This window comes from Oleiphilus sp. HI0067 (genome assembly GCF_001635735.1).
Map to the genome: position 1 here is coordinate 1 of NZ_LWFI01000107.1, position 624 is coordinate 624.

Below are 624 nucleotides of genomic sequence, written 5' to 3' on the forward strand. Positions count from 1 at the left end.
TTAAAGCCTTGCTTGCCAGTTGAGCAAAAACTGCAGTCCAACGCACATCCAATCTGAGATGAAACACATAACGTTCCGCGATTACCCTCAGGAATCAAAACAGTTTCTATACTGCTACCACCAGGCATACGCATAACCCATTTGCGCGTTCCGTCAGCAGAAATGTTTTGGTAAGTTACCTCGGGCGGCGTAATTTCGCAAATTTCCTTAAGTTTAGTTCGTAAGCTTTTGGAAATATTAGTCATTTCATCAAAATCTGACACACCATATTGATGAATCCATTGCATGACCTGCTTGGCTCGAAACGGCTTCTCACCAATTTCAGCAAAAAATGCCTCTAATTTAGCTTTTGGCATTCCAAGTAAATTTTTACGCGGAGTGCTTGTCACTTCAGTCATGTTTGTCACCTAAAATACGATGTCCTAATACGCACAAAAGCAGGACCCCAAACAGAGCCCTGCTTTTGTCTACCTGCGAAAAAGAAATTAGCCGCGAGGACAGATTTCTTCATCAGCAAAGAAGTAAGCAACTTCACGCGCTGCTGATTCAGTAGAGTCTGAACCGTGAACAGCGTTTGCATCGATTGAAGAAGCGAAATCTGCACGGATAGTACCAGCGTCAGCT

At 43.4% G+C, this 624-nt stretch carries 1 protein-coding gene and 1 pseudogene; both read right to left on the reverse strand.

The genetic code is table 11. The annotated features are described in order from the left end of the window. Positions 1-398 (reverse strand): annotated as a pseudogene (locus tag A3739_RS01465) (23S rRNA (adenine(2503)-C(2))-methyltransferase RlmN); the annotation flags it as partial. 87 nt (positions 399-485) lie between these two features. Next, positions 486-624 (reverse strand): nucleoside-diphosphate kinase (locus tag A3739_RS01470; RefSeq protein WP_304440238.1); only part of this gene is annotated, 139 nt, incomplete at its 5' end.